Annotated in this window: 18 protein-coding genes; 8 read left to right on the top strand and 10 right to left on the bottom strand. The window is 66.4% G+C overall.

All coding sequences use genetic code 11. The features are described 5' to 3' along the window. Positions 1-191: 191 nt before the first annotated feature. Positions 192-1,016 carry a helix-turn-helix transcriptional regulator gene (locus tag V3B48_RS18095; protein ID WP_121504390.1) on the bottom strand — a complete coding sequence of 275 codons (825 nt, stop codon included), beginning with the start codon at positions 1,014-1,016 and terminating at the stop codon, positions 192-194. Beyond that, positions 1,013-1,717 (bottom strand): VIT family protein, encoded by a 705-nt coding sequence (locus V3B48_RS18090; RefSeq protein ID WP_032129894.1) that lies wholly within the window; start codon positions 1,715-1,717, stop codon positions 1,013-1,015. Before V3B48_RS18090 ends, V3B48_RS18095 begins: the two co-directional genes overlap by 4 nt. Before the next feature lie 152 nt (positions 1,718-1,869). Between V3B48_RS18090 and V3B48_RS18085 the strand changes: the two genes are divergently transcribed. Further along, positions 1,870-3,234, top strand: a complete 1,365-nt coding sequence (locus V3B48_RS18085; protein ID WP_107433170.1) for a glutamate--cysteine ligase — start codon at positions 1,870-1,872, stop codon at positions 3,232-3,234. Positions 3,235-3,279: 45 nt separating this feature from the next. Here the strand turns inward: V3B48_RS18085 and V3B48_RS18080 are convergent, their stop codons facing one another. From V3B48_RS18080 to V3B48_RS18070, 3 genes are all read right to left on the bottom strand, one after another. Then, positions 3,280-3,876: a GrpB family protein gene (locus V3B48_RS18080; RefSeq protein WP_329894177.1), complete on the bottom strand. Its 597-nt coding sequence runs from the start codon at positions 3,874-3,876 to the stop codon at positions 3,280-3,282. 31 nt (positions 3,877-3,907) lie between these two features. Beyond that, positions 3,908-5,164 (bottom strand): NnrS family protein, encoded by a 1,257-nt coding sequence (locus V3B48_RS18075; RefSeq protein WP_329894176.1) that lies wholly within the window; start codon positions 5,162-5,164, stop codon positions 3,908-3,910. A 156-nt stretch (positions 5,165-5,320) separates the two neighbouring features. Further along, complete coding sequence (locus V3B48_RS18070) at positions 5,321-6,379, bottom strand: NAD(P)-dependent alcohol dehydrogenase (protein ID WP_279913140.1); 1,059 nt, start codon at positions 6,377-6,379, stop codon at positions 5,321-5,323. Positions 6,380-6,486: 107 nt separating this feature from the next. On the opposite strand from V3B48_RS18070, the gene V3B48_RS18065 reads away from it, so the two are divergent. Next, a complete protein-coding gene (locus V3B48_RS18065; protein WP_049400266.1) occupies positions 6,487-7,371 on the top strand; it encodes a LysR family transcriptional regulator in 885 nt (294 codons plus the stop codon). A gap of 147 nt (positions 7,372-7,518) precedes the next feature. Here the strand turns inward: V3B48_RS18065 and V3B48_RS18060 are convergent, their stop codons facing one another. Both V3B48_RS18060 and V3B48_RS18055 read right to left on the bottom strand, forming a co-directional pair. Continuing rightward, positions 7,519-8,553 (bottom strand): hypothetical protein, encoded by a 1,035-nt coding sequence (locus V3B48_RS18060; protein WP_329894175.1) that lies wholly within the window; start codon positions 8,551-8,553, stop codon positions 7,519-7,521. Between the two features lie 132 nt (positions 8,554-8,685). Next, on the bottom strand, positions 8,686-9,348 hold the full coding sequence (locus V3B48_RS18055; RefSeq protein WP_329894174.1) for a TetR/AcrR family transcriptional regulator: 663 nt from the start codon (positions 9,346-9,348) through the stop codon (positions 8,686-8,688). A 75-nt stretch (positions 9,349-9,423) separates the two neighbouring features. Here V3B48_RS18055 and V3B48_RS18050 point away from each other — a divergent pair, with 75 nt between their 5' ends. Next, a complete protein-coding gene (locus V3B48_RS18050; RefSeq protein WP_107433164.1) occupies positions 9,424-10,119 on the top strand; it encodes a hydrolase in 696 nt (231 codons plus the stop codon). Positions 10,120-10,131: 12 nt separating this feature from the next. Here the strand turns inward: V3B48_RS18050 and V3B48_RS18045 are convergent, their stop codons facing one another. Together V3B48_RS18045 and V3B48_RS18040 are read right to left on the bottom strand one after the other, a co-directional pair. Beyond that, positions 10,132-10,548, bottom strand: a complete 417-nt coding sequence (locus V3B48_RS18045) for a VOC family protein (RefSeq protein WP_329894173.1) — start codon at positions 10,546-10,548, stop codon at positions 10,132-10,134. A 59-nt stretch (positions 10,549-10,607) separates the two neighbouring features. Beyond that, entirely contained in the window at positions 10,608-11,711 is a 1,104-nt protein-coding gene (locus tag V3B48_RS18040) for an alkene reductase (RefSeq protein ID WP_329894172.1), read from the bottom strand. 129 nt (positions 11,712-11,840) lie between these two features. Here V3B48_RS18040 and V3B48_RS18035 point away from each other — a divergent pair, with 129 nt between their 5' ends. Continuing rightward, complete coding sequence (locus V3B48_RS18035; protein WP_049461842.1) at positions 11,841-12,746, top strand: LysR family transcriptional regulator; 906 nt, start codon at positions 11,841-11,843, stop codon at positions 12,744-12,746. A gap of 47 nt (positions 12,747-12,793) precedes the next feature. On the opposite strand, the gene V3B48_RS18030 is transcribed toward V3B48_RS18035, so the two are convergent. Beyond that, a complete protein-coding gene (locus V3B48_RS18030) occupies positions 12,794-15,883 on the bottom strand; it encodes a TonB-dependent receptor (protein WP_329894171.1) in 3,090 nt (1,029 codons plus the stop codon). A 212-nt stretch (positions 15,884-16,095) separates the two neighbouring features. On the opposite strand from V3B48_RS18030, the gene frmR reads away from it, so the two are divergent. The 4 genes from frmR to fghA all read left to right on the top strand — a co-directional run bounded on the left by frmR (position 16,096) and on the right by fghA (position 18,800). Beyond that, on the top strand, positions 16,096-16,371 hold the full coding sequence (gene frmR / locus V3B48_RS18025) for a formaldehyde-responsive transcriptional repressor FrmR (RefSeq protein ID WP_005411009.1): 276 nt from the start codon (positions 16,096-16,098) through the stop codon (positions 16,369-16,371). 57 nt (positions 16,372-16,428) lie between these two features. Then, complete coding sequence (locus V3B48_RS18020) at positions 16,429-17,538, top strand: S-(hydroxymethyl)glutathione dehydrogenase/class III alcohol dehydrogenase (RefSeq protein WP_012512082.1); 1,110 nt, start codon at positions 16,429-16,431, stop codon at positions 17,536-17,538. A gap of 8 nt (positions 17,539-17,546) precedes the next feature. Next, positions 17,547-17,906 carry a YqcC family protein gene (locus V3B48_RS18015; protein WP_012512081.1) on the top strand — a complete coding sequence of 120 codons (360 nt, stop codon included), beginning with the start codon at positions 17,547-17,549 and terminating at the stop codon, positions 17,904-17,906. A 63-nt stretch (positions 17,907-17,969) separates the two neighbouring features. Further along, complete coding sequence (fghA, locus tag V3B48_RS18010) at positions 17,970-18,800, top strand: S-formylglutathione hydrolase (RefSeq protein ID WP_121504399.1); 831 nt, start codon at positions 17,970-17,972, stop codon at positions 18,798-18,800. Positions 18,801-18,904: the final 104 nt, after the last annotated feature.

Raw genomic sequence — 18,904 nt, 5'->3', positions numbered from 1 at the left:
GGTGTGGGTGGGCAGGACCGTTGGCGCCATGGATGGCGCCATCGAGCCCCCATGGATGGGTTTACGGCGTGTCCTGCCCACCCACACCGCCCCGCCTTCCCTCGGATAGCCGCTGTTGCTGTTGCTGTTGCTGTTGCTTCGGCCGTTGCCGTTGCCTCTGCGGGTGCAGGGCGCAGCCCTGCCGAACCCCCTCAAATGTCTGTGGGAGCCAGTCCGTACTGCTCGGCGAAGCGCTTGCTGAAGCTCGCCGCAGACCGGTAGCCCGCGCGTGCTGCGACGGTCTTCAATGGCAGGTCCGTGGTGTAGAGCAGCTGCATGCCATGCGCCAGCCTGGCCTCGGTGAGCAGCTGGCGCAGGCTGGTGTCCTCGGCGGCGAGGCGACGACGCAGGGTCGCGCCGCTCAGCGCGAACTGTTCTTCCACATCGCGCGACTGCCAGTCGCGTGCCGGTTCGGCGGCGATGCGGTCGCGGATCTGTTCGCCCAGGCTCGGTGCCTGCGGCAGCAGCAGGTTGCCATGACCCTGCCGGCACAGGGTCATTACCAGCGAGGCCAGGGCCAGCCGCGCTTCGCTGTAACGGCCGTCCTGCAGCGATTGCCGCCACTGGCGCAGCACGGCGCCATGATCGATCAACGGCAGTCGCGCCATCGCCTGGCCCGGGGCGGGAAGGTCCTCGCTCCACAGCGTGCGTGCGGCCGCCAGCACTTCGGCACACAGCGGCACGATGGCACTGAGGTAGCGGCCGGTCCCCGGGTCGGGCGTGTTGACCACATCGATGCGGCAGCGCTGGGTCAGCAGCAGGATGTCGCCGGGGATGAATTCCAGCGACTGGTGCGCGGTGCGCACCTGCTTGCGGCCTTCCAGCAGGATCGCGAACTGCGGTTGCGGAATCTCCACCGAGCTGGCGCCATGCTCGCGACGGGCGGTGATGCAGGCATAGCCTTCGGCGCGCTCACAGCCCGCCAGACTGGCCATCTCGGCCAGCAGTGCGGTGGCCGGGGGCAGCATGGCGGTCATGTCACGTGTGCGCCGAGCAGGCGACCGACGCCGGCGGCCGCGGCCATCGCCAACGCGCCCCAGAACATCACCCGGATCGCGCCGCGTACCGGCGGTGCGCCACCGGCCTGGGCCGCCATCGCGCCGGTCAGGCACAGGCCGAGCAGGGTGCTGGCGGTGGTCATCATCGCGACCTTGTCGACCGGCGCGAGCAGCGCGGTCAGCACCGGCAGTGCCGCACCACAGGTGAAGGCGCCGGCCGAGGCCAGCGCTGCCTGCAGCGGGCGCGCGCGCAGGGTATCGGTGATGCCCAGCTCGTCGCGTGCGTGGGCGCCCAGCGCATCGTGGGCGGTGAGCTGTTCGGCCACCTGCCGCGCCAGTGCCGGCTCCAGGCCGCGGTGGCGGTAGATCGCGGCCAGCTCTTCCAGTTCGCTGTGCGGATCTTCGTGCAGTTCGCGCTTTTCCATCGCCAGGTCGGCGTCTTCGGTGTCGGCCTGGGTCTGCACGGAGACATACTCTCCAGCAGCCATCGACATCGCGCCGGCCACGGTGCCAGCCACGCCGGTGGCCAGAATGGTCGCCGCGGAGGCGCCGCTGGCGGCCACGCCGACCACCAGGCCGGCCACCGAGACGATGCCATCGTTGGCCCCCAGCACGGCGGCACGCAGCCAGCCGACGCGCTCGGAGCGGTGCAGTTCGGGGTGTCGTGAATGGCGGCTCATGGCCCCGAGTGTACGAGGGTCAAGAGGGCGTCGGTAGGATGCTGAAAACCGTCTCCGTCGCATGACGCAACGGGTCGCCACGCTATAGTGCGCCCTTGCGATGGAAGGCCCCGGGCCCCACATCCCCCGCCACTGTCCAGCGAGCCTTCCCCTTGTCGAGCCCCAGCCACGTCGCCGATACACCCATTACCGACCGCTCGCAGCTGGTGGAGGTGATCGCCTCCGGCGAGAAACCCCGCGCGCAGTGGCGCATCGGCACCGAGCACGAGAAGTTCGGGTTCCGCCTGGATGACCTGCGCCCGCCGACCTTTGAAGGCGAGCGCGGCATCGAAGCGCTGCTCAATGGCCTGGTCCGCTTCGGCTGGGAGCCGGTGCAGGAGAACGGCAACACGATCGCCCTGCTGCGCGATGGTGCCTCGGTCACGCTGGAACCTGCCGGTCAGTTGGAACTGTCCGGCGCGGCGCTGGAGACCATCCACCAGACCTGCGTGGAGACCGGCACCCATCTCAACGAAGTGGCACAGGTGGCCGGTGAGCTGCAGCTCGGCTTCCTCGGCATGGGCTTCCAGCCGAAATGGAAGCGCGATGAAATGCCGTGGATGCCGAAGGGCCGCTACAAGATCATGCGCGCCTACATGCCCAAGGTCGGCTCGCTGGGCCTGGACATGATGACCCGCACCTGCACGGTGCAGGTCAACCTGGACTACGCCACCGAAGCGGACATGGTGAAGAAGTTCCGCGTGTCGCTGGCGCTGCAGCCGATCGCCACCGCGCTGTTCGCCGATTCGCCGTTCACCGAAGGCAAGCCCAACGGCTACCTGAGCTACCGCTCGCACATCTGGACCGACACCGACGCCGACCGCACCGGCATGCTCGACTTCGTGTTCGAGGATGGCTTCGGTTACGAGCGCTATGTCGATTACCTGCTCGACGTGCCGATGTATTTCTCCTACCGCGATGGCATCTACCACGACGCCAGCGGGCAGAGCTTCCGCGATTTCATGCAGGCCAAGCTGCCGGTGCTGCCGGGCGCGCTGCCGACGCTGCGCGACTGGTCGGACCACATGACCACCGCGTTCCCGGAAGTGCGCCTGAAGAAGTATCTGGAAATGCGCGGTGCCGACGGTGGCCCGTGGAGCCGCCTGTGTGCGCTGCCGGCATTCTGGGTGGGCTTGTTGTACGACGACACCGCACTGGATGCCGCCTGGGACCTGGTACGTGATTTCACCCTGGCCGAGCGCCATGCACTGCGCGATGGCGTGCCGAAGCATGCGATGAACCTGCCGTTCCGCAATGGCAGCGTGCGCGACCTGGCCCGCGAGGCGGTGAAGATTTCAGTGGAGGGCCTCAAGCGCCGCGCCGCCCGCAATGCCGACGGCCAGGACGAGAGCAAGTTCCTGGACGTGCTGCAGGAGATCGTCGAGTCCGGCCTGACCCCGGCCGAACGCAAGCTGGCGCTGTTCCATGGCCGCTGGCACGGCGACGTCGATCCGGTGTTCCGCGAGTTCGCGTACTGACACTGTTCCGGCGGGTGCCAACCGGGGCCGGCACCTGCCGTTGCGTCACCACCCGCGCGCTGCGAACAGGCGCGCGTAGATGTCGCGAACCACATCCTGCTTGCTGCGGTTGTAGGCCTGCACGTTGGCATTGCCCTGCAGTGCTGCCTGCTTGGCCCGTGCATAGCGCCTGCGGTCATCTTCATGGCTGCGCAGCCAATCGCGGAACAAGCAGTGGCGGAGGTGCTCGGCGCAACCAGGTGCGAACACGTGGAGGTTCACGCGCGGCACGTGCAGTCGCAGCATGCGGTGCTGGTACCACGAGGGTTCGCGGATGGTAAGCACGTAGCCCAGTGCCTGCAGCGCTGGCAGCCAGGCCGCTTCGTCGGCGAAATCGGCAACCAGCAGGTCGATGTCCAGTACCGGTTTGGCCGGCAGGCCCGGCACCGCGGTGGAGCCGACGTGTTCAATGCCCAGCGCGATGTTGCCGAGTGTCGCCTGCAGCTGCGTGCGCTGCTGCTCGAACTGGTCGGCCCACAGCGTGGACCAAGGCACCACCTGCAGCGCTTCCGGCTGCGGCGCGCCGAGAACCCAGGGATTCTCGTCAGGGTCGCCATCGGCGAAGCTAGTGATTGCGGTGGGATCGAGCGGGATATCGGACATGCCCATCATGGTGCCATGCCCGGCGGTGATGTCAGCCCGGCTTGCCGTCGCGCCGTGGGCTCAGGTAGATCCAGCCCAGCCGCGCCACCCACGGTGCCAAGGCCAGCAACCAGCCGATGGCTGCGGCGAAATGCCACGCATAGGCGTCGGGCATCAGTTCGGCGACGATGCGCATGATCGCCACCGCCTGCAGCGCGACGAACGCAAACCAGGCCACTGCCGGCATCACCAGCGGTCGGCCGGAATGGCCCTGGGTGACCCGGGTCACCATCGCCACCAGCAGGCTGCCGAACAGGCCCACGGCGAGGGCATGCAGCGGCGCGCGGCCGAGCAGTTGCGGATGGCCCAGCATCTGGCCGATGTCCTGCAGCAGATACAACGCGAAGCTGATCGGCAGCCACGCCAGTGCCAGGAACAGGGCCGCGAGCAGGCCCGGCATCGGCCCGCGTGGCCACCAGTGCCATAGCGCCTGCAGCGACAACATCAGCAGCGGCGCATCGGCCAGCCACAGCAGGTGGTCGACCTGCAACGCGCTCAACAGCAGGCGCAGCATCAGCAGCGCCCACATCGCAGCCAACCAGCGCAGCGGGCGCCACGCCACATAGCCATCCACCACGTTGTTGGCGAAGAACGGGATCATCCGGTGCGCGACGGTGAGGTAGACCGGTAGCAGCAGGCCGAAGGTGCCGAGTGCCACCGTGACCGGCATCAGCGTGGCGTGGCCGCGCCCCACCGCCATGAACAGCAGCAGCCCCAGCCAGCCCAGCAGCAGTGCGGCATAGCAGGCGCGCGCATGCCAGTTGCGGTTGGGACCGGCGGCCTTGAGCACGCGTCCCAGCACGATCAGTCCGGCGCTCCAGCCGGCCAGTGCCAGCAGCAGGCCGGGCCACAGCCCGGGTGTCCACCCGCAGGCGGCGGCAATCAGCAACGCCTGCCCACCAAACAGGCCGATGCCGACCGGCGCATAACGGCTGCGTGGCAGCTCCGGCTGTGCCATCCAGCGCGGGAACACGGTGAGCAGGAAGCCGAAGATGAAACTGGGCAGTACCAGGTACTGCATCAGCAGCGCGTGCAGCCAGGCCGGAGGCAGCGGCGGTGGCTGCGGCGTCCACAACCCGCGCAATGCGCCCAGCCACAACGCCCACCACAGCATTGCCAGCAGCAGGTTGCTGGCGCCGATGAAGAACAGCAGCCGGTGCGGCGCGCGCATCAGCATCGCAGGGGAGGGCAGGCGGGCCATGCAGCGAGTCTGCGCCCGGCTGCTGGCCGGGTCCTTGATCTTCGTCATGCCCAAGGAGGGAGGCAACCGCTTCGCTCGCCGGGCATGGCCCGGCGCTACCCGTCATCTTTCCGGTAGCGCCGGGCCATGCCCGGCGGACGGGCCGTGCAACGCAAACAAAAACCCCGGGCGGGCCGGGGTTCTTCGTTCACTGCTGCCGATCGATCAGGCGGCGTTCTTCATCGTCGCCATGTCGATCACGAAGCGGTAGCGCACATCGTTCTTCGCCATGCGCTCCCAGGCTTCGTTGACGTTCTTGATGTCGATCATCTCGACATCGCTGACGATGCCGTGCTCGGCGCAGAAATCCATCATTTCCTGGGTTTCGGCCATGCCGCCGATCGCCGAGCCGGTCAGGTGCTTGCGGCCGAAGATCACGCTGCCGCCGGTCAGCGGCGGATCCAGTTCGGTCAGCACGCCGACCAGGCACATGGTGGCCTCGCGCTTGAGCAGGCCCATGTACGGGTTGGTGTCATGGCCGACCGGGATGGTGTTGAGCAGGAAGTCGAAGCTGCCGGCGTGCGCCTTCATCTGCGCGGCATCGCGCGAGACCAGCACTTCATCGGCGCCCAGGCGCTTGGCATCGGCACCCTTTTCCGGCGTGGTGGTGATCATCACCACGTGCGCGCCGAGGGCCTTGGCGAACTTCACGCCCATGTGGCCGAGGCCACCGAGGCCGATCACGCCGACCTTCTGGCCCGGGCCGACCTTCCAGTGGCGCAGCGGCGACCAGGTGGTGATGCCGGCGCACAGCAGCGGGGCGGCGGCCTTCAGGTCCAGCGTTTCGGACACCTTCACCACGAAGCGCTGTTCGACCACCACGTGGTCGGAATAGCCGCCGTAGGTCGGCGCGCCGCTTTCGCGTTCACGGCCGTTGTAGGTCCAGGTCGCGCCTTCGGCGCAGTACTGCTCCAGGTCGTGCTCGCAGGCGTCGCAGTTGCGGCATGAGTCGACCATGCAGCCCACGCCAGCGTGGTCGCCCACCTTGAAGCGGGTGACGTTGCTGCCGACCTCGGTGACGCGGCCAATGATCTCGTGGCCCGGCACCATCGGGTAGATCGAGCCACCCCAGTCGTCGCGGGCCTGGTGCAGGTCCGAATGGCAGATGCCGCTGTAGAGGATCTCGATGCGCACATCGTCCGGGCCGACCGCGCGGCGTTCGAATTCGTACGGGATCAGCGGGTCGGTATGTGAATGGGCGGCGTAACCACGGGCGAGGGACATGGGGAATCCTTGGCAGGGTTTGTCGAAAGGCGCTTTACAATACGCCCCGTACCCAGCGGCAAAAAGCCCGGATATCGGCATGATTCATCAAGTGAAACTGCACAATCATGGCCACTGACAATCTCTCCCACCTGGCCGCGTTCGCCGCAGTCGCCCGCCACCGCAGCTTCCGCCGTGCCGGCGCCGAGCTGGCGCTGTCGACCTCGGCGGTGAGTTATGCGATCCGCGCGCTGGAAGAACGGTTGGGCGTGGGCCTGTTCCATCGCACCACCCGCAGCGTGGCCCTGACCGAGGCCGGACAGCGCCTGCTGGAGCGCCTGCAGCCGGCCTTGGGGCAGGTGCACGATGCGTTGGAGGAGATGAACCAGTTCCGTGCCGCACCGGCCGGCCTGCTGCGCATCAATGCCACCCGTGCGGCGGTGGCGACACAGCTGGGACCACGGCTGGCGCGCTTCCTGCACGCCCATCCCGACGTGCGGGTGGAGCTGACCGAGAACGACGGCCTGGTCGACATCGTCGCCGAGGGCTACGACGCCGGCGTGCGCCTGCACGAGTTCGTACCCGAGGACATGGTGGCAGTGCCGATGGGGCCACCGCTGCGCGGGCTGATTGTCGGCTCGCCGGACTACCTGCGGCGGCATCCGGCGCCACAGCATCCGCGCGACCTGGCCGCGCACGAATGCATCCGCTTCCGCTTCGCCAGCGGGCACCTGTACAAGTGGCAGTTCGAGCGCGGTGGGCAGGCGCTGGAGATCGACGTGCCCGGACGGCTGACGCTGGGCGAGCAGGGCACCGTGGTCGGCGCGGTACTCGATGGCATCGGCCTGGCCTACGTGCTGGAAGACACCGCGCGGCCCTACATCGAATCGGGGCAGATGGTGGCGGTGCTGGAAGACTGGAGCGAGCCGTTCGCCGGCTTCGCGCTGTACTACCCGAAGCAGCGGCAGATGCCCGGTGCGCTGCGTGCGTTCGTGGATATGCTGCGCGAGTGAATCGCGGTGGATGATGTGGTGCCGACCAACGGTCGGCACCTACCGGGATGGCGTCCACCAGGACCAGACCAGTAGATCCACGCCATGCGTGGATGCCTCTCCAGGAATCTCCGCGCAATACGTGGGGACCGATGAATACTCGGACTTCTACGACAGTTCAGAGGCCGCGGAGAGGTTGTCCACCATCTTCCGATACATTGCCGTGAGCTGGACGGTCTGGCGGCGGCTTACTTCTGTCTGAAGTCCTGTCAGAAGATAGTCCTTCCAGCGTGCGTCCAGCATCGTTGAGAAATGGCGGAACAGCCGCCATTCGTCATCTACGTTTGGTACCCCGCACTTCGACAGGTGGTTCACCACCGCGCTCAGATCGTCGTTGGGATGGCACCTGTCCGGTCTTCCAATTCCAGGATGTGCTGAGTTGCGATTGCAGAGAGCATGAAAGTAGATGTAGGTAAAATGGCGCACGGGCTCGCGGATATCCCAGCTCCACAGCTCGCCTTCAAAACAGTTCGCACGGATGTAGTCCATCACGGACATGCGCTGCTGATGTAGATTCTGGATTTCTGCGCCGTGATCACAGGTATGTCGTTCGCTTGCGAAGCCTCTGAGAATGCACCAGTAGAGAAAGAAGGCGGTAGCCTGATCCCAATATTCCCACCTGTCTGAATTGGTATTCTGCCCTGGACGATCATTTCCAGCCGCAGCGTAGCTTGGCAAGGAGTAGCGGTGCATCTGTGCAAGTTTGATCTGCCAGCGCCGAGGCGTACTGGGGAGGGCAAGCACGCAGTCTGGACGAGTTGTGAGCACCGCGGCCGTTCTCTTGGGCATATCTTCAACAATGAGTTGAGGAGCCGCCTCAACCAAATCCTCAGCGAGGGAGGTCGGAGACAACTGCAAAGGCAGGTTGTCTACTGTTGCCGGATCAAACCAGATCGAGTCTACCCAGCAGACGAAGTGGCGGCCCGATTTCCGGGGCGGGTAGTACTCGGGTGCGAGAACCTCGTGACTCCAGCTGATTTCCAGGCCCGTGGGGCGGTGAGACATTCCGCCAACAGAGTTGGAGTACGCGAAGGAAGTCGGCTTCGGTTCCTTCGCTCCGATGCGTTCGGCAATGGAAAGGACCGGATCGCTATCGATTCGTTGCCCCAGGAGATTGCAGAGTTCGGAAAAGAGATATCGCATGTGACCGCGCCGAAGAGATCGACCACGAATAGTCCCTGCAGTCTTTCCAGTAGGCCATACAAGAAGTTGCAAAGAGCCCTGCGAGGTAGCTTCGCCTGAATGCGTGGCACACAGCTGCGGCTTACTGGTTGACTACGGCGCCTGCAACACCGGCCCCAACAACGCCATGCAATCACGCAGATGCACCTCTACCGGCGCATCCTCGGCCACCACACCGATCACGCGTTCGCGCAGCGGCTCGGCCACGGCCATCGCCAGGATCAGCCGCGCCATGCACGCGGCATCTCCCTCGCGCAGCAGCCCGCGCTGCTGCTGACGCGCCAGCCAGTCGGCCAGCAGCGCACGGCCGCGTTCGATGCCATTGTCCAGATAGGCCTGCAGCAGCGCGTCCTTGCCGGGAAAGTCGGTGGCCAGCAGGCGGAATACCTGCACTGCCTGCGCCGACAGTGCCTGCGCGCACACCGCTTGCAGGATGGCCCGCAGCAACGGCATCACCTCATCGGCGTCGTGCGCATCGCGCTGCAACTGCGGCGCGAAGCCGTCGGTCCACTCGCGCACGGCCAACCCGACCAGTTCTTCGCGGTTGCTGGCGTGGCGGTACACGGTCTTCTTCGCTACCCCGGCGTGCGCCGCCACCGCTTCGATGGTGGTGGCCTCGTAACCCTGTGCCAGCAGCAGCTCCAGCGTGGCCTGCAGCACGGCGTGGCGGACTTCGGCTTCCGGCCGCGCAGGGCGGCCGCGGCGGCGGATTGGTGAGGGTGGCTCGGGCAGGGTGGTGCTGTTCATTGCGCCCATCTTACCGCATTCGGATAATTGCGAAACGAAGAACGTTTCCGTATTGTCAGGTCTCCCGACATGCAGGAGACCCCGATGGATACCGCTGTGAACGCCCGCGCCTGGCTGGACCACCACGATCTGCTCGACCCCGCACCGATGCGCTTGGAAACCGGCATCCAGCGCCGCGAAGATGGCACCCTGCTGGTGGCGGTGCGTACCGATCTGCACGGTTGCAAGGGCCGCATGCTGGACTGGTGGTTCACCTTCTTCGAGACCACACAGCACATCCGCTGGTGGCATCCGGTCGATCATGTCGAGCATCGCGGCTGGGACGCGGCCTGGCAGCGCGGACGCAGCTACCACGGTGCCAGCATCCACGCGGTGGAATCGCTGGCCGATATTCCGCCGGTGGCGGCGCGTTTGAAGTTCCATGACCCGCGCACGTTGCTGGTGCCCGAGCGCCTGCAGGTGGCACAGGATGCAGGCGATGTGTCGGCGGTGATCGCCGCGCGCATCGGCTTCGGAGATCACGTACGCCTGGATGCAAACGGTGATCCCTGCGACGGGCAGATGCTGCACGTGGCGCGCGATACGCCGTTTGGCTGTGTGCTGCGCAGCCGCTTCGTGCTCGGCCTGGACAGCACCGATCCGCACTGCGATGCCGGCGATGCGGTCGGCCTGGGCCTGCTCAAGCACTGCTACACGGAGTTCAGTTTCCTCTCGCGCCTGCTGCCGTCGCTGTACTACGGTGAGCGCGCCAACGGTGAAGCAGTGCCGTTGCCGTGGTGAACGGCGCACCGGTCATTCGACCAGCGCGTTGTAGCCTTCGCCGCTGAACTGGATCAGGCAGAAGCCATGCCCGAACGGATCGGCCAGCACGGCGATGCGCCCCCAGCGACGCTCGCGCACGGACTGCTCAAGCGTCGCTCCGGCCGCAACCGCACGTGCCAGTGCGGCCTCGATGTCATCCACCACCCAGTCCAGGTGCAGCGGCGTCCAATGGCGCTCGTAGTCGCGCACGTCGCCGTCTTCGGTGGCGGCGCTGCCGGCCTCGTTCTGCAGCAGGTACAGCGGCGTTGGCCCACCGAGCAGCTCCACGGCGCCTGGGCCTAGACGGCGCCCGATGCGCAGGCCGAAGACTCGGATGTAGAAGTCCTCGGCAGCGGCAAGATCGGGGACATCGAGGTTGACGATGAACGATGCGGTGGGCGTATCCATGGCCAGATCCGGTGGATGCGGGTGGGCAGTGTACGCCCGCATCCACGCATCGCGTGGCTCTACTGCGCGCGCGGGTAGTCGAGGTAGCCTGCCTCGCCGCCACCGTAATAGGTATTGCGGTCGGGCGTGGCCAGCGCGACGTTGTGCTGCAGGCGTTCGACCAGATCCGGGTTGGCGATGAACGGCTGGCCGAATGCGGCCAGGTCGATGGTGCCGGCCTCGACCAGCTGCAGGGCGCGTTCGCGGGTCATGCCACCGGCCAGGATCAACGTGCCACCGTAGACCTGCTTGAACTGCTGCAGGAACGCCTCGCCCAGCACCGACTGCCCCGCCTGCAGGTTGTCGTTGAGGTGCACATAGGCCAGCCCGCGCTTGCCCAGTTCCTCGGCCAGGTACAGATAGGTGGCTTCGTTGTCGGGGTAGAACGGCATGTCGAAGGTGAGGTTGTTCGGTGCCAGGCGCACGCCGATGCGGTGGGCGCCGATGCGCTCGGCCATCGCATCCACCGTCTCCAGGATCAATCGCGCGCGGTTCGGCAGCGAGCCGCCGTAGCGGTCGTCGCGCTCGTTGATGAGCGGGTTGAGGAACTGCTCGAACAGGTAGCCGTTGGCGGCATGCAGTTCGATGCCATCGAAGCCGGCAGCGATGGCGTTGTCGGCGCCGCGTGCGAAGTCGGCAATGATGCCGGGGATCTCCGCAGTCTCCAGTGCACGTGCCGGGGTGGGATCGGCATGGCCGCGGCTGCCGTCGTCCAGATAGACGAACGAGGTGTTCTTCGGTGCGCTGGCCACCGGGCGGGTACCGGCGCTGACCGGTTGTCCGCCCTCAGGCTGCAGCGAGGCATGCGACATGCGGCCGACGTGCCAGAGCTGGGCGAAGATCGTGCCCTGTTCGGCGTGCACGGCGTCGGTCACCTGCTTCCAGCCCGCCACCTGTGCCGCCGACCAGATGCCGGGCACGTCGATGTAGCCCTGGCCCTGCGGCGAGACCGGCGTGCCTTCGCTGATGATCAGGCCGGCGCTGGCACGCTGCCGGTAGTACTGCGCGGTGAGCTCATTGGCGACCGAGCCGGGGTTGCGGGCACGGGTCATCGGCGCCATCGCGATGCGGTTGCGCAGGGCGATGCCTGTCAGGTCGAACGGGCGGAACAGGGCGGCGGTCATGTTGGTCATCTCGGTACGGGGAAGAGCGCCAGCGGCGCGATGCACACAGGATGGAGTTGACATGCGGGCGCATAAAGCGCTTCGATCTCCCTTGGTGGGGGAATATTTGTCCCCAATGGAGTGCGAACGATGCTGCCGCTGGAATCCTTGAATGGCCTGGTGACGTTCGTCACGACCGCACGCTCGGGCAGCTTCACCGAGGCGGCAGACGCGCTGGGCATCTCGCGCTCGGCGGTGGGCAAGGCCATCGCCCGTCTGGAAGCGCGGCTGGGGGTGCGCCTGTTCCATCGCACTACGCGGCGCATCGCACTGACCACTGATGGCGAGGCGTACTACGCCTCCTGTGCGGCGGCGCTGGAAGAAATCTCCGCGGCCGAGGCCTGTCTGGGTTCGGCGGGCCTGCCCAGCGGGCGGCTGCGCATCGACATGCCGTCCTCGTTCGGGCGGCTGGTGGTGCTGCCGGTGCTGCTGCGGTTGTGCCGCCAGTATCCGGACCTGCAGTTGACGATGACCTTCACCGATCACTTCGTCGATCCGGTCGAAGAGGGCATCGACCTGCTGATCCGTTTCGGTGGGCTGCACCAGGCCGAGCACCTGGTCGCGCGCCGGCTGGGGCGCCAGCGCCTGGTCACCTGCGCATCGCCGGCGTACCTGCAGGCGCATGGTGTGCCGCGCACGGTGCAGGAACTGGCGCAGCACCGCAGCATCGTCGGCTTCCGCCACGGGCAACCGATCTGGTGGCGGATCGGCAGCGAGGAGGACGAGGGAACGTTCATTCCCAGTGCGCCCTATCAACTCAATGATGGCGACGCGGTGATCGAAGCGGCCATCGCCGGCCTCGGCATCTGCCAGATGCCCATTTCACTGGTGCGCCGCCATCTCGATTCCGGCGTGCTGCAATCGGTGCTGGACGAACACATGCAGCGGCACATCGACATCCATGCGCTGTGGCCACCGACGCGTCACCTGCGGCCGAAGGTGCGCTATGTGGTGGATGAGTTGACCCGGTTGGCGGAACAAGGTCTGTTTGATTGAGCGGGGCCCGTACACCGGGCCCCGCCTGTGGAAACGCTGCGCCCGGCCTACTTGAAGTTGTAGCGCAGGCTGGCCATGTAGCGACGGCCCAGTGCATCCAGTACATACGGGAACGGCCCGATGTCATCGCCCACGTTGATCACCGACAACGTCACGCGCGCGGCGTCGGTGATGCCGTAGGTGACGTTGGCGTCCCAGGTGGTCCAGCTGTCGCGGTAGAAGTACTGACGGCTTTCCGGGGTATCGGTCATCGTGTACTGGGCGCGGCTGGTGTAGTTGGAGGCCACGCCGTAGTTCCAGTTGCCGATGCGATGCTGGGCCGTCCAACGGAACTGGCGCTTGGGCTCGTTGAAGCTGCCCGCCTGTTCGACGAACGGCACGTCCCGGTTCGCGGCCTGGCCACGGTTCTTCGGCATGTAGCCGTAGAAGTCCAGGTCCAGTACGCCGAAGCGCGACAGGTCCCAACGGTAGCCGACTTCGGCGGTCCAGCCACGGAACATCAGCACCGGGCCGTTGCCATACTCGGTCTTGATGCTGGTAGCCACGCCGGTGTTCGGATCACGCGTCACCAGGCTGCAGAAGCGGTTGGCGTTGGGGACGTTGGCGGCGTTGAAGTCGGCAGTGTCGAAGCAACCGGTGATGATGTCGTTGGCGCTCAGCGACGTGATCACGTTGTTGATCTTGATGTCATACCAGTCGGCGGCGACGCGCAGGCCCGGGATCCATTCCGGCGCGAACACGATGCCGGCCGTCCACGACTTCGCCGTTTCGTTCTGCAGGCGGGTGCTGCCGTTGGTCGAGCCCAGCGTATTGGTCGGCTGCTGGCGGAAAGTGTTCGGATCGGCACCCGGGTAGGCGGCGAAGAACGCCTGGCAGTTGCGGCGACGCACCGCCGGATTGGAGCCGCCGCTGATGTTGTCCAGCGAGCACACTTCCGGGATGTTGTAGTAGGCCGGCTGCTGGGTGGTGTAGAGCTCGGCGATGGAGGGCGCGCGCAGTGACTGGGTCTTGTTGCCGCGCAGCTGCAGGCCGGCGATCGGTTCGTACTGGATGCCGTAGGTGAACGCATTGAACGCGCCGGCGACGGAATTGTCGACGCGGCGGAACTTGGCGGTCAGGTCCAGGCGATGCAGGCCCGGGATATCCCAGTCGGGATTGAACAGCGGTGCCAGCACTTCGGCGAACACTTCGTTGGTGTGGTACTTGCCCTCGGCCGCCTGGGTCGGCACCGAACGGCCCTGGCCCAGGCGCTGGTACTCGCTGGGGGTGAAGGAGCCTTCTTCGCGGCGGTGCTCGAAGCCGGCCGCCGCGGACAGCTCGCCGCCGGGAAGATCGAACAGGCCGCCGGATACCGACGCATTGATGACGGTCTGGCGGGTCTGCGCCTTGGCCACGGTCCGGGTGGAGACATAGTCCAGGGCTTCGCGCGACGCCTGGTTCTCGCCGAACAGATTCAGCGGGCGGCAGTTCGCATCGGCCGTGGTGCCCGGGCGGGTGGCATCACAGATGATGCGGCCGCTGGCGTCGGTGGTGACGTTGATCGCATTGATGAAGTTCTGCTGGATCAGGCCAGTGCCGAGGTAGTCGAAGTCACCGCGGCCGTGGGTGACGCTGGCTTCCCAGTTGAAGCTGCGCTTTCCGACCTCGAAGAAGCCGTTCAGGCCGAGCACCGCACGGGTCAGGCGGGTTTCGGTGCTGGCGTTGTTCATCGACAGGTCGCGCGAAGATCGCGACAGGCGGAACGAGGTGATGCCGTTGTCGGCGAGGATCTTGCGGGTTTCCGCACTGAGGAACGGATTGCTGGCGCTGAAGGTCAGTGCACCGCTGGCGGTACCGCCGCCGTCCAGGCGCGCATTGCCGAAGGACACCGCGTTGTAGACGTTCTGGTCGAGGGTTTCGCGGGCGGTCGCTTCGTATCGCGAAAGTTCGAAGAAGCCACGCACGTTGTCGGTGAAGTCGAAGCTGCCGGTGGAGAACACCGAGCGTCGTTCGAGGTCGGCGATCAGCGGCACCGTCTCGAACAGGTTCAGGCCGTCACCGCCGGAGGCGTTGCCGCCCGCGTAGCTGGTGCCGGGATTGAACTCGACCAGCTTGCCCTCGTTGTTGAACTGCCACAGTTTGTCTTTGTTCGGGCCGAAGCCAAGGATGTCGCCCAGGCCGTTGCGCGTGTAGCTGCCGGTCGCCGGCATCACCAGGCCACCGAAGGTCATGCTGGCAATGCGCCGGTTGCGGATCCAGACCTGGTCGGGGATACCATCGCGGGGCCCGGTGTTGAACGGAATGCTGCCGTCGATGCGGCCATCATTGGTCGGCCGGCGCAGGGGCTGGGCAGTGGCATTGGCCGCCGTGGGATTGGCCTGCAGGCTGTAGCCCTGGCGGTAGAAATCGCGTTGCAGCGCGTTCACCCCATCGGCATTGTCCAGTTCCGCCGCCACCACGATGTGGCCACGGCCATCAGCGAAGTCGGTACCGAAGATGGCCGACCAGGAGTAGCGCTCGTTGTCGTTCTTGCTGGTCCTGCCGTAGCCCAGTTCGACTTCGGCACCCTCGAACCGGTCGCGCAGGATGATGTTGTTGACGCCGGAGATCGCATCCGAGCCATAGGTGGGGGCACCGCCAACGCTCAGGCTTTCAATGCGTTGCACCATGACGCTGGGAATGGCGTTCATGTCGACCTGGATGCCCGAGCCGCCGCCGGCTCCGAAGATGGTGGGCGGTGTAGAGGTGACGAAGCGGCGTCCATTGACCAGGGTCAGCAGGCGATTGCTGCCCAGCCCGAACTTGCTGGCGAAGTTGACGCCTGCACCGAAGCCGGCCTGGTCGCCGCGCGAACTGACGCCGGCACTGACCCCGGGAATCCGGGTCAGGGCATCGATGAGGTTGGTGTCTCCATAGTTCTCGATCGATTCACGGCTGACCACCGCGGCGGGCTCGAGCGTGTCGAAACCGGCGCGGTAGATGCGCGAGCCGGTGACGGTCATCCGGTCCAGCTGCACGGGGGTCTTGCTGCTGGCGGGCTCGGCCTTCTGTTCCTGCGTGGCGGCCTGCTGCGCCATGGCCGGTGCGGCGGCCACCAGCACCAATGCCGAACCCAGCGCGACAGACAAGCGACTGCGGGCGAACAACGGTCGGTACATGATTTCTCCCTGGTCACGCCAATGTGACTCAGGGGTAAACGCAGGGTCGAATGCGACACCCTACGTCATGAAAAAGTAACAAATGAATCTATTTATTGTTCATTCATATTCTGGGCTGATCTGTCCCTGGGGCATGCCTCGGCAGCACCAGATGGCTTCATTCGCCCCTCTGTGTATACTATCCCCCAGTATAGTTCCGAGGTGGCCCCGCCATGCCGCACTCCCCCGAAGAGAAGAAGAAGGTCCTGGCCCGCGTGCGCCGCATCCGCGGCCAGTGCGATGCGCTGGATCGCGCGCTGGAAGCCGGTGCCGACTGCGGGCCGGTGCTGCAGCAGATCGCCGCCATCCGTGGCGCGGTCAATGGCCTGATGTCCGAGGTGATGGAGGCCCATCTGCGCGAGGAGTTCGGCCAGCCTGCGGCCTCCGATGAACAGCGCGCCGAACGCGTGCGCGACATGAGCGCATTGATCCGCTCGTACCTGAAGTAAGCGATGGCGCATCACCGCGCCATACATCCCGTTTTCCCTATGTCTGGAGAGTCCACCATGAAGTCCCGTGCCGCCGTCGCCTTTGGTCCCGGCCAGCCGCTGCAGATCGTCGAGATCGACGTTGCCCCGCCGAAGAAGGGCGAGGTGCTGGTCAAGATCACCCACACCGGTGTCTGCCATACCGATGCCTTCACCCTGTCCGGCGATGATCCGGAAGGCCTGTTCCCGGTGGTGCTGGGCCATGAAGGCGCCGGCATCGTGGTGGAGGTCGGTGAGGGCGTGACCAGCGTCAAGCCCGGCGACCACGTGATTCCGCTGTACACCGCCGAGTGTGGCGAGTGCCTGTTCTGCAAGAGCGGCAAGACCAACCTGTGCGTGTCGGTGCGTGCCACCCAGGGCAAGGGCGTGATGCCCGACGGCACCAGCCGCTTCAGCTACAACGGCGAGCCGCTGTACCACTACATGGGTTGCTCGACCTTCAGCGAGTACACCGTGGTGGCCGAAGTCTCGCTGGCGAAGATCAATCCGGACGCGAACCCGGAGCACGTCTGCCTGCTCGGTTGTGGCGTCACCACCGGCATCGGCGCGGTGCACAACACCGCCAAGGTGCAGGAAGGCGACAGCGTGGCGGTGTTCGGCCTCGGCGGCATCGGCCTGGCGGTGATCCAGGGCGCGCGCCAGGCCAAGGCCGGCCGCATCATCGCGGTGGACACCAACCCGTCCAAGTTCGAACTGGCGCGCGAATTCGGCGCCACCGACTGCATCAACCCGAAGGACTACGACAAGCCGATCCAGCAGGTCATCGTCGAGATGACCACCTGGGGCGTGGACCACAGCTTCGAGTGCATCGGCAACGTCAACGTGATGCGCGCGGCGCTGGAATGCGCGCACCGTGGCTGGGGCCAGAGCGTGGTGATCGGCGTGGCCGGTTCGGGCCAGGAGATCTCCACCCGTCCGTTCCAGCTGGTGACCGGGCGCAAGTGGATGGGCACCGCCTTCGGCGGCGTGAAGGGCCGCAGCCAGTTGCCGGGCATGGTGGAGGACGCGATGAAGGGCGATATCGAACTGGCACCGTTCGTCACCCACACCATGGACCTGGACAAGATCAACGAAGCCTTCGACCTGATGCACGAAGGCAAGTCGATCCGTTCGGTGGTCCACTACTGAGCCGCGTCATGGGCTGGCTGGATGCCCTGCGCCGGCCGCGTGCGGAAGACCCGCGCGCGGCCCTGGTGGTTCCGATCGAGCAGGCGTTGCGTGCGCTGGGTTGGGTAGTGGGGGAGGTGGGGCCACCGCGTGCGGTGACCTCGGCCTTCGGCAGCGACGATGGCATGCCGTTCGAGCAGTGGCTTGCGCAGGTATTCCTGCCGCGCCTTCATGAAGCGCGCGCAGCCGGACAGTGGCCGCCGCGCAGCGATGTGGCCGTGGCGGCCTGGCGCAATCTTGATGGCCAGCCTGGCGTCGAATCGTTGCTGCGCCTGCTGGCGCAGCTGGATGAACGGATCAACAAAGGCATCCACGCCGCGCGTGGATAAGCCGACCAAGGTCGGCATCTACCAGAAGCACGCGTGCGCTGACGCGCCGCGCAGGAGAGCACCATGGAACGTATTGAACACCGCGCCTGTTTCGGCGGCTGGCAGGACGTCTACCGGCATCATTCCACCACGCTGGGCTGCGACATGCAGTTCGCCGTGTACCTGCCGCCGCAGGCGGAAACGCAGAAACTGCCGGTGCTGTACTGGCTGAGCGGGCTGACCTGCACCGAGCAGAACGTCATCACCAAGGCGGGCGCGCAGCGCTACGCGGCCGAGCATGGCGTGATCATCGTCGCGCCCGATACCAGCCCACGCGGCGATGACGTGGCCGATGCCGAGGGCTATGACCTGGGCAAGGGGGCGGGGTTCTACCTCAATGCCACCCGTGCACCGTGGGCGAAGCACTACCGCATGCACGACTACGTGGCGCAGGAACTGCCGGCACTGATCGAGGCGAATTTCCCGGTCACCGATGCGCGCGGCATCAGCGGCCACTCGATGGGCGGTCACGGTGCGCTGGTGATCGCGCTGCGCAACCCGGGGCGCTACCGCAGCGTGTCGGCGTTCTCGCCGATCGTTGCGCCCAGCCACGTGCCGTGGGGGCAGAAGGCCTTCCACGCCTACCTGGGCGACAACCCGGCGGACTGGGCGCAGTGGGATGCCAGCGAACTGGTCGCCGTGGCCACTGAGCGCCTGCCGTTGCTGGTCGACCAGGGCGAGGCGGACGAATTCCTGCGGACCCAGCTGCAACCGCAGCGCCTGCAGCAGGCCTGTGATGCCGCCGGTCATCCGCTGACCCTGCGCCTGCAGCCGGGCTACGACCACAGCTACTACTTCATCGCCAGTTTCATCGGCGAGCACATCGCCCACCACGCCCGCGCCCTGCACGGCTGACGGCTTTCCGGTAGTGGCGGGGGCGGGGGGGCGCCCCCCCCCCCCCGGGGGTCCCCGGGGTGGGGGGGCCCGGGCCGCGCCGCCCGGGGGGGGGGGCGCGGGGG

The sequence above is a fragment of the Stenotrophomonas sp. SMYL20 genome (assembly GCF_036320045.1).
Lineage (GTDB): Bacteria > Pseudomonadota > Gammaproteobacteria > Xanthomonadales > Xanthomonadaceae > Stenotrophomonas > Stenotrophomonas maltophilia_A.
Note: the sequence above shows the minus strand (reverse complement) of the source record. Positions and strands in the feature narration are given on the sequence as shown.

Bases quoted from the DNA above. Each gene is read 5' to 3' on its own strand.
- V3B48_RS18095 (WP_121504390.1), bottom strand. From the start codon at position 1,016: ATGACCGCCATGCTGCCCCCGGCCACCGCACTGCTGGCCGAGATGGCC.
- V3B48_RS18090 (WP_032129894.1), bottom strand. From the start codon at position 1,717: ATGAGCCGCCATTCACGACACCCCGAACTGCACCGCTCCGAGCGCGTC.
- V3B48_RS18080 (WP_329894177.1), bottom strand. From the start codon at position 3,876: ATGTCCGATATCCCGCTCGATCCCACCGCAATCACTAGCTTCGCCGAT.
- V3B48_RS18075 (WP_329894176.1), bottom strand. From the start codon at position 5,164: ATGACGAAGATCAAGGACCCGGCCAGCAGCCGGGCGCAGACTCGCTGC.
- V3B48_RS18070 (WP_279913140.1), bottom strand. From the start codon at position 6,379: ATGTCCCTCGCCCGTGGTTACGCCGCCCATTCACATACCGACCCGCTG.
- V3B48_RS18065 (WP_049400266.1), top strand. From the start codon at position 6,487: ATGGCCACTGACAATCTCTCCCACCTGGCCGCGTTCGCCGCAGTCGCC.
- V3B48_RS18060 (WP_329894175.1), bottom strand. From the start codon at position 8,553: ATGCGATATCTCTTTTCCGAACTCTGCAATCTCCTGGGGCAACGAATC.
- V3B48_RS18055 (WP_329894174.1), bottom strand. From the start codon at position 9,348: ATGGGCGCAATGAACAGCACCACCCTGCCCGAGCCACCCTCACCAATC.
- V3B48_RS18050 (WP_107433164.1), top strand. From the start codon at position 9,424: ATGGATACCGCTGTGAACGCCCGCGCCTGGCTGGACCACCACGATCTG.
- V3B48_RS18045 (WP_329894173.1), bottom strand. From the start codon at position 10,548: ATGGATACGCCCACCGCATCGTTCATCGTCAACCTCGATGTCCCCGAT.
- V3B48_RS18040 (WP_329894172.1), bottom strand. From the start codon at position 11,711: ATGACCGCCGCCCTGTTCCGCCCGTTCGACCTGACAGGCATCGCCCTG.
- V3B48_RS18035 (WP_049461842.1), top strand. From the start codon at position 11,841: ATGCTGCCGCTGGAATCCTTGAATGGCCTGGTGACGTTCGTCACGACC.
- V3B48_RS18030 (WP_329894171.1), bottom strand. From the start codon at position 15,883: ATGTACCGACCGTTGTTCGCCCGCAGTCGCTTGTCTGTCGCGCTGGGT.
- frmR (WP_005411009.1), top strand. From the start codon at position 16,096: ATGCCGCACTCCCCCGAAGAGAAGAAGAAGGTCCTGGCCCGCGTGCGC.
- V3B48_RS18020 (WP_012512082.1), top strand. From the start codon at position 16,429: ATGAAGTCCCGTGCCGCCGTCGCCTTTGGTCCCGGCCAGCCGCTGCAG.
- V3B48_RS18015 (WP_012512081.1), top strand. From the start codon at position 17,547: ATGGGCTGGCTGGATGCCCTGCGCCGGCCGCGTGCGGAAGACCCGCGC.
- fghA (WP_121504399.1), top strand. From the start codon at position 17,970: ATGGAACGTATTGAACACCGCGCCTGTTTCGGCGGCTGGCAGGACGTC.